At 28.2% G+C, this 2,826-nt stretch carries 2 protein-coding genes; both read right to left on the bottom strand.

Going from position 1 to position 2,826, the window contains the following annotated elements; all coding sequences use genetic code 11:
* On the bottom strand, positions 1-354 hold a 354-nt coding region (locus U9O55_03005; GenBank protein ID MEA2088781.1), incomplete at its 3' end, for a hypothetical protein.
* Between the two features lie 65 nt (positions 355-419).
* Positions 420-2,826: O-antigen ligase family protein (locus U9O55_03010; protein ID MEA2088782.1), on the bottom strand; the 2,407-nt coding region annotated here is incomplete at its 5' end.

A 2,826-nucleotide genomic window follows, 5' to 3' on the forward strand; every position in this document is an offset into this window, starting at 1 on the left:
ACTTTTTTTCTCTATTTCATTTTTTGCCTGCATTATTTCTTCTTCCGTGATTTTGATATCTAATTCTTTTTTAGCGATTTTATTATTAAAAACAGATATCTGATCTTCTAAACTCGCAATTTCCACTAATTTTTCTTCAATCGCCTCCCTATAGGATTCAGCCTTGTTTTTTAATTTTTTAATTTTTTCTTTTTGTTGTTCAATCCCCTCTTCAACTCCCCTTATATCACTGTCAATCCCGTTTTGATAAGCCAAAACTTCATAGCCATTTTTTATTCCTAACAACAAAATTAAGATTAAAACTAATCCAATAAAAATTTTTTTGCTATTTGTGAAAATATTTTTTATAAACATTTTATTCTTTTATCTATATTTATTATAACAAAAATAGAAAAATAAGCAATGCAAGCTAAAGTTCGCTAATCCAATTCAAAATTTTCATCAGAAACTTTCTTGATAAATTCGTTTGCCTGAAGCTCGTAATTTCCTCCAAATGATTTTACTTTTTCAGCTGTTTCAATCGCTTTTTCTTTATTATTTGAGTAAGCGTATGACAAGGCAAGATCAATCCAGTATTTTGGCTTATCAGGACAAATTTCTGTTAATTCTTTGTAAAATTTAATTGCAAAAACATACTCTTCAGTATTAACAGCCGCGGACGCCATTCTTTTTAAACATTCTTCCTTTTTATAATTTATTGCAAGCTCATCCATTTTGTTCAGATAATTTTCAATTTTGTCAGTCTGATGCGAAACCATGAGCATTAAAATCAGATTGATATAAGACTCTTCTACCTGATCATTCAAATTAATTGCTTTTTCAAAACTTTGTATTGCTTGTTTATAAAATTCTTTGCCTATTTCTTTTTCATTTTTTTGCGTGTAATAATTTCCAAGATAAATCTGCGCGTATCCTCTTTCATAAAAAATATGCGGTCTTGTTGGGCTTAGACTTTCAGCTTGTTTTGAAATAGCAATAACATCGTTTAATAAATTAATATCATAAATATATATTCTATTGTAATGCCGCATTAATAATATATAATTAGCAACGTCATTTGGTCTTTCCAAAATCTGTTTTTTTAATTCCTCACTCACTTTTAAAGACGCGTCTCTACGAAAAATTTCAGTTCCGTCTTTTTTATAAACCATTGTATTAACAAATTCAGTAAAACGAATTCTGTATTCCTGATTTCCGTAAGTATTATAAGAAATAGCTTTTAAAAATAAATTGTAAGCGCTTTCAAAATCTTTTATGCTCGTGGCTCTCATTGCTTGAACTGTTGTTAAATTAGCTTTTGCCGGCTTAATATTAACTAAATACATAATCGGCAAAAACAGAATTAAAAGAATAGCAGAAAATATTTTATAAAATTGCTTGTTTTCTAATATTTTAAACTTAAATTCATTATCATAAAAAGATAAAAAACCAAGCATTAAAACCAATGGAATATAAACTACTAAAACATCAAAAACAAACAGATTTTGAATAAAATAAGCGAAAATTAACGAAATAAAAATTATTGCCGTTGTTTTGCTTGCTAAATGTTCATTACCCTCTTCACTTATTTTTTGGAAGGCTTTCTTTTGTAAAAAATACTTTTTAAAAAAAGAAATAACAAAACATTCCTCTTTTTTAACAATCATTTTTTTAAACAAAAAATAGACAGGATAAAAAATCAAAAAAACATAAGCTAATAATCCGATTATTCCGCCAGCAACAGCTCGGTCAAAAATAACATTATGCGCTCTGTCAAACCAGATTCGCGAACCAGGATCTTCATAAATTCCTGGATTAAAATGTTTATTAAAAACTAAATTAAAATTTTCATAACCATAACCCAATAAAGGCTTTTCTTTAATCCCCTGCCAAGCTGAATCCCAGGTCATTAAACGAGTCTCAGTTGTTCTATCACTTAATGAAATACTGGACATTCTTCTTAAAAATTCTGAATTTTTAACAAAAGAAATATTTTGATTAAAATATACAAAATTTCCAAACAAAAATAATATTAAAACAATGAATAAAAAAATTCTCTTGATTTTTTTGCTAACTTTTGTAAAAAAAATAATTAAAAACAGAGCTAAAAACAGAGAAAACGCCAAGCCGACAAAAGCTCCGCGAGTAGCTGTCTGGATAATAATATAAAGCTCAAACATAACGGCTAAAATATAATATTTTTTAAGCCATCGGTTTTCTCTTTGGAAAAAAAGAAAAAGCGCGAAAAAAGCTCCAAAAATCAAATATCCAGCCAAAAATGCGGGGTTACCGATTGTCGCTGAAAGCCTGCCCTGCCCCGCGTTTAAAACAAAATCTAAATTTAATCTTTGCCCAAGCGCGAAAAAACTAACTAATAAAGTTCCAATAATAGCAGTATCAAAAAATAAAAGCCATTCTTTTTTGCTTCTTATAAACCCTGATATCACAATAAAAAACGCAAAAAGATGAAGCAATAATAATATCCCCTCGCTTCTTTCTATGTCGCCCCAAAAACTAAGATAAAAATTACTTCCAAACAGAGAAGATATAAAAGTTAAGACAATATAAGCCAAAAAAGAAAAAAATATAATTGTAAAACGCGGTCTGTAATTAATGTTTATAGAAATTAACAGTAAATAAAGAACAAAAATAATCTCAACAATTACTCTGAAGACTAAGGCTTTTGAAAAAATAAAAGGGAAAAAAAATCCGCCATACATTAAAATGGGGATGAAAGCAATCGCTGCCAGCCCTAAACATATCGCGTATTTTAGTGTTTTTTCAAGCATATTATCGCTATTTAAAAAATTATCATCGGCCTTTTTATTTTTTATAATTATTTTTAAT

This window comes from Patescibacteria group bacterium, from assembly GCA_034660655.1.
Classification (GTDB): domain Bacteria; phylum Patescibacteriota; class Patescibacteriia; order JAACEG01; family JAACEG01; genus JAACEG01.